Below are 5,618 nucleotides of genomic sequence, written 5' to 3'. Positions count from 1 at the left end.
CTGTCCGCACCCCCCCGCGACGAGACTCACCGCGACCGCATCACCATCTTCGTCGGCATCGTCTGGGTGATCGCGATCCTCGGCATCGGCCTGGAGATCAAGTTCGCCTGAGTTCGCCCGAACTTCCCGCTCGACCCTGCCGGTCTGCTTTGTGCCGGTAGGGTTTCTGCATGAGCGCTGGGGGAGTGGTACCGGTGACGGCGGGGGTGGATCCCAGGCCGCAGGACTGGTGGACGATGGTAGCGCGCGGGCTTGCGTATGCCACCGGAGTCTGCTGTCTGGGTCTGCTCTGGTCGGTCGCCGCCCGGGAAGACCTCGCCGTGCCGCTGATGTTGCTATTCGCGTTGGCCGTCACCGGTCTGCTGTGGGTGGCGTGGTCGATCATCGGACTGCTCGAGTATCGGGCGGGGTGGATCAGCGTGGTCGCGCCGGGCCTGGTGCTCGTCAGCGGGGCACTGCTTTTCAGCGGAGTACCGCTCCAGCTCGGCTGGTGGGTGTCGGAATCCGCGATGGAACGTGCTGCCATCGCCTGCGATTCCGCCTCCGCCGACCGTCGGATCGGCATCTACGCGGTGAAGTACATCAGCAAACAGGACAACGGCTGCCTACTGTCCGTACCGGGAATGGGGCTGGTGGGGCCGGGCGGGTACGCCTACATGCCATACGGTGAGCCACCTGCCGCGGATGGTGGGTACGACGAGGAATACGTGCACGTGAACGGCCCGTGGTACACCTACACGCTCGCGTCCTGAACCGAACAGCCGTGCCGTGGTGGAGGCTGACGATCGCTAGCGGGCCTGTCGGCAAAGCCGTTGTGCAGCTGCTTCAATGGCCGACTCGCTCAGCAGTACGGTGTCCGCGGCCGGGCCGAGCGGAACGAAGCTGTCCTCGCTCGCGACGCGGGCGAGTGCACCGTGGTACCCCGCATCGATGAGCGCCGCGTACACCGACTCGGAAACCCCGCCGCTGCGCCGGGTTTCGTCGGCGACGAGCACGTGGCCGGTGGCCTCGGCGTGCTGGAGCAGGTCGGCGACCGGGAGCGGGTTGAGCCAGCGTAGGTCGAGCACCCTGGCGTGGATGCCCTGGGTTGCCAGGCGGTCGGCGGTGCGCAGGCACATCGGCACCCCGTTGCCGAAGGTGACGAGGGTGAGGTCGGTGCCGTCGCCGTAGACCCGGGCGCTGCCGATCGGGACGTGCTCGGAAGCCGGTGTGGCGAGCCAGGATTCGTCGCCGGGATGTAGATCTCTGGTGTGGTACAGCGCGATCGGCTCGACGAACAGGCAGACGCGTCCGTCGACCCGGGCGGCGGAGACGCAGGTGCGCAGCATCGCCGCGGCGTCGTCGGCGCGGGCGGGCACCGCTACGACGACGCCGGGGATATCGCGCAGGGCGGCCAGGGAATCGTCGTTGTGGAAGTGGCCGCCGAAGCCCTTCTGATACGCGAGCCCGGCGATGCGCACCACCATCGGGTTGCGGTACTGGCCGTCGGAGAAGAAGGACAGCGTCGCCGCCTCACCGCGGATCTGGTCGGCGGCATTGTGGACGTAGGCCAGGTACTGGATCTCCGGGATCGGCACGAATCCGGCCAGCCCGGTTCCCAGGGCGGTCCCGAGGACGGCCTGTTCGTCGAGCAGGGTGTCGAACACCCGCCGCGCTCCGAATCGTTTTCGCAGCCCCTTCGTGACGCCGTAGACGCCGCCCTTGCGGGCCACGTCCTCGCCGAAGACCAGCACGTCGTCGTCGCGAGCGAGCAGTTCACCCAGCGTGTGGTTGATCGCCTGGGCCAACGTCATCGGCAGGGGACGGCCAGGTGCGGGGACTGCGGAATCGCGGTGCGAGCCCAGCACGCGCACCGTGCCCGGCCCCAGACCGGTGTCCTCCGGTGTTCCGCTGGGCCGAGCCGGCGCGAGGACGTCGGTAGCGCGGTTGCCGACGGTCCGGGCGACGTCGCTGCGGATCGCGTCGGGATTGGACGGGGCGAGGGTAGCCGTCACCGCCGCCGCAGAGTCGAGCCGGGCCTCGCGGAGCACCTCGTCGGCGGTGTCGCGGACGTGGGCGCCGATGCGCTCGTAGCGGTCGAGAAGGTCGACGGCGTCGGCGATCCCCGCGCCGAGCAGATAGCGGGCGGTGCCGAGCAGTGGATCACGAGCCAGGTCGGCGGCGAGTTCGGCCGGGCCACGGTAGGCCGCCTCGACATCGGATCCCGCGTGCCCGCCCAGGCGAACGGTGCGCAGGTGCAGGAAGACCGGCACCCGCCACGTCCGCGCGAGGTCGACCGCGTCCTCGGCGACACCGAGGGCATTCGGGAGGTCGCAACCGTCGGCGGCGAGGTAGGTGAGCCCGGGTCGCGGGCCGTAGGAACGTTCGATCCAATCCGGCGGCGTCGGCACGCTGATACCGATCCCGTTGTCCTCGCAGACGAACACGAGCGGCATCGGCACACCCTGATGCGCGGCGTGCACCGCGGTATTGATCGCCCCGGCCGCGGTGGAATGATTGGCCGAGGCATCGCCGAAGCTGCACAGCACCACCGCATCAGCGGGCCATGGACACGGAATACCTTGCCGCGCAGCCCGATCCAGTGCGAAGGCCAGCCCCACCGCGCGCGGCAGCTGGGACGCGATCGTCGAGGTCTGCGGAATGATCGAGGCCTGCTTGCTCCCGAATACCTTGTGCCTGCCACCGGAAATCGGATCGGCGGCCGCCGCGACAACCCCCAGCAGGACATCCCGGATCGGGTCGGCCCCCGGAATCCGCCTGCACCGCTGGACGAAGAACGCGCCCGATCGATAGTGCAGCAGCGCCGGATCGTCGACCCGCAGTGCGGCGGCCACCGCCGCATTGCCCTCGTGTCCCGAGGACCCGATGCTGTAGAACCCCTGCCGGGCGGCACCGAGCCGCCGCGCCGCCAGATCGAGATGCCTGCTGGTGACTTGGGATTCGAACAGTTCCAGCCCCCGCGCGGCATCGATCGCGCCGATGGCATCGCACCGGTCAGCCGCGGTGAGACCGGCCAGCGCGGTCCGAAATGCCGCATCCAGGTCGAGCGAGCTCCTCGCCACTTCGCCCACCGCACCCACTCCTCGCCCGCAGTCGAGTCGACGTCGGAATCCCGTCGGCATGCCAGGAATCCGATGCTAGGCGCTCGCACGCTCCCGGCCGCCACTTTGGACCGACATAGACCGGTGGATGTCGAACACCGACCAGGCGTATCGGCAGGTACCTGCCCGTAGCGGGTGGCGGTGCGAGTAGTCGGCCGGTCGAGCGACCACAACATCCAGCCCCGACATCGACCGGCGGATGTCGAAGACCGACCAGAGCATCGCCAGGTACCTGCACCTAGCGGGCGGCGGTGCGAGCAGCCGCGAGGGGGTCGAGCGGCCACAGCATCAGGCCTCGACGTCGGTCAGCGGATGGCACGCGCCGGATCCAGTACGACGGTGCTGTGCGGTGACGCTGGTCGAACTCGACCCGGACGTGCGCGGTGATCGTGCCGGACCGCATGTTTCCGAAAGCGCACCACCGGTCAGCCCTGGCACGGTAGTGCTACCCGACCACAGCGGCCGGTGAACAGCACGACGAGACGCCCGGAGGACCCATCATGCGAGGCCGAATCCCCCTGCGAATGCGGATACTGGCCGCACTGAAGCCCGAACCGGACTGGGACACGATCACCCCGGCCGAGGCCGTCGAACTGCGTGCCGCGCAAGCGCGCACCCTGGGATCAGCGCTCGGCGCCTTCGTCCTCGGAAAACCCGACCCCGGTGCGCGGATCACGACGCACGCCCTCGAGCTCCCCGGTCGCACCCTCGACGTGCGGATCCACCAGCCGACCAGTGGCGGCTCCGGGCTGCCGCTGATCGTCGCCTTCCACGGTGGTGGCCTCATCGGCGGTGTTCCGGCCCAGGACGATTGGCTGCTCAGCCATCTGGCCGCGCACACCCCGGCCGTGGTCGCCTCCGTGGATTACCGCCTGGCGCCGGAGCATCCGGTGCCCGAACCCGTCCATGACGCCTACGACGCGGTGCCTCGCCTCGTCGAGCAGGCCACGCGATGGGGCGCCGACCCGGGCCGACTCGCCCTGCTCGGCGCTAGCGCGGGCGCCACGCTCGCCGCCCTCACCGCGATCAGGGCCGCGAAGCTCGGGCTGCCGGTGCGCAGCCAGGTCCTGATCAATCCGCAGCTCGACTGGACGGACGCCGTGTTCCGTTATCCGTCGTTCACCGAGAACGCCGACGCCCCGACCGCGTCGCCCGCCAATTGCCGTGCGGTACAACGGATCGCGCTACCCCCGTCGTTCGATGGCAGGACGATCTCGCCGCTGTACGCCGACGATCTCACCGGCGTCGCCCCCGCCCTCATCCTGTCGGCCGGTCTCGACACCATCGAGGACCAGTCGCCCGCCTACGCCGACCGGCTGCGCCAGGCAGGCGTCGAGGTGACACTGACCCGCTACGCCGAAGCGACCCACGCCTTCCTGAGCATGCCCCGCTTGGTTCCCGCAGCCCGGCCTGCCCGCGAGGAAATCCTCGCCCACCTGCGCAGCCGCCTGCTGGAGCGCGCGAGTACACCACGCTGACCCGGGCGGGGCCGACATCGAGTTAGCCGGTGGCGATCACTTCGTCGCGAATACGGCAAGTCGCCAGCGCGGCGCTATCGCCCGGAATCCGGGGCAGCCCTATCGCCCGGCAGCCGGGGTCGGGGTCTCCTCGCGTGGCGCAACCCACAGGGCCTCGGCGAGGGCGCACAGCTCACCCCCGCGTGTGGAAAGGGACACGCCCACCGTGTATTTGCGGCCTTCGTTGCGGATCGCCCAGGCATGCGAGATGTATTCCGCGCCCGCCAGGACCGGCTGGAACCGGGTGGCGGTGAGGGCTGCGGTGACCGCGCCGCGGGCCATGCCCTGGAAAACCCAGGCGGCGATCCCACCGGGGCAGTCGAGGGCAGCCCAGACGATCTCCGGTGGCAGTTCCCCGTTGTCGTCCGCGAGACCCTGATCCGGAGTCCAGGCAGCGGCGATGACCGGACGGTCCGGCACCGGCCAGGGGAACAGGCGCAGGCCGTGGCCAGGGGCGCACTCGACACCGCAGCCGAAGCAGTCGGTGACCGGGCGTTTCGGGCTGGCGAGCGCGGCTTCGGCGGCGCGCTTGGCCGCCGACCAGGAGGGACCGGGCGGCGCGGTGATGCCGAGTGTGGCGGGGGAGGCCTGCGCCAGCAGCGTGCCGTCCGCGTCGGTCAGTGTCGCGTGCCCGGGTTCGGCGGCGGGCAGGGCGATGGGGGTGTCGATCGGGACCGCGCGGCGGAAATCGACGCGCACGGTGGCGGCCCCGGATCGGCGGGCCAGCATGCCGGCGACGTATCCGCCGAACGCCACCTGCGGATAGCCGTGCACATGGCCGGGAATCGTCACCGTCTCGGTCTGGATCATGCTGGTGGTCACCCTTTCGGCCGGTAGAACACCCTCGACGATATCGATGGGTCGGGGAGGCCGCCGCGAGGGGCCCGGCATGCGAAAGGGGGGGGGCCCGCGGGGGGGGGCGCGCGCGCCGCGGGCGGCGTATGCGCGCGCGACACCCGTCGGGGCGGGCGCGCCGCGGCGGGGGCGCGCGCGGGGGGCG

At 70.6% G+C, this 5,618-nt stretch carries 5 protein-coding genes; 3 read left to right on the top strand and 2 right to left on the bottom strand.

The features are described 5' to 3' along the window. Positions 1–170: 170 nt before the first annotated feature. Positions 171–752 (top strand): hypothetical protein, encoded by a 582-nt coding sequence (locus ACFWPJ_RS23090; protein WP_378854470.1) that lies wholly within the window; start codon positions 171–173, stop codon positions 750–752. A gap of 36 nt (positions 753–788) precedes the next feature. On the opposite strand, the gene ACFWPJ_RS23085 is transcribed toward ACFWPJ_RS23090, so the two are convergent. Next, positions 789–3,071: a thiamine pyrophosphate-dependent enzyme gene (locus ACFWPJ_RS23085; RefSeq protein ID WP_378854469.1), complete on the bottom strand. Its 2,283-nt coding sequence runs from the start codon at positions 3,069–3,071 to the stop codon at positions 789–791. Between the two features lie 229 nt (positions 3,072–3,300). Here ACFWPJ_RS23085 and ACFWPJ_RS23080 point away from each other — a divergent pair, with 229 nt between their 5' ends. Together ACFWPJ_RS23080 and ACFWPJ_RS23075 are read left to right on the top strand one after the other, a co-directional pair. Continuing rightward, complete coding sequence (locus tag ACFWPJ_RS23080) at positions 3,301–3,570, top strand: hypothetical protein (RefSeq protein WP_378854468.1); 270 nt, start codon at positions 3,301–3,303, stop codon at positions 3,568–3,570. A gap of 31 nt (positions 3,571–3,601) precedes the next feature. Then, a complete protein-coding gene (locus ACFWPJ_RS23075) occupies positions 3,602–4,579 on the top strand; it encodes an alpha/beta hydrolase fold domain-containing protein (RefSeq protein WP_378854467.1) in 978 nt (325 codons plus the stop codon). Positions 4,580–4,678: 99 nt separating this feature from the next. Here the strand turns inward: ACFWPJ_RS23075 and ACFWPJ_RS23070 are convergent, their stop codons facing one another. Then, the gene (locus ACFWPJ_RS23070) at positions 4,679–5,440 is read right to left on the bottom strand and encodes a PaaI family thioesterase (RefSeq protein ID WP_378854466.1); all 762 of its coding nucleotides are present in this window, start codon (positions 5,438–5,440) and stop codon (positions 4,679–4,681) included. Between the last annotated feature and the right edge of the window lie 178 nt (positions 5,441–5,618).

This window comes from Nocardia sp. NPDC058497 (genome assembly GCF_042720195.1).
In the GTDB taxonomy this organism is placed as follows: domain Bacteria; phylum Actinomycetota; class Actinomycetes; order Mycobacteriales; family Mycobacteriaceae; genus Nocardia.
This window is presented reverse-complemented; position numbering and strand designations above follow the sequence as displayed.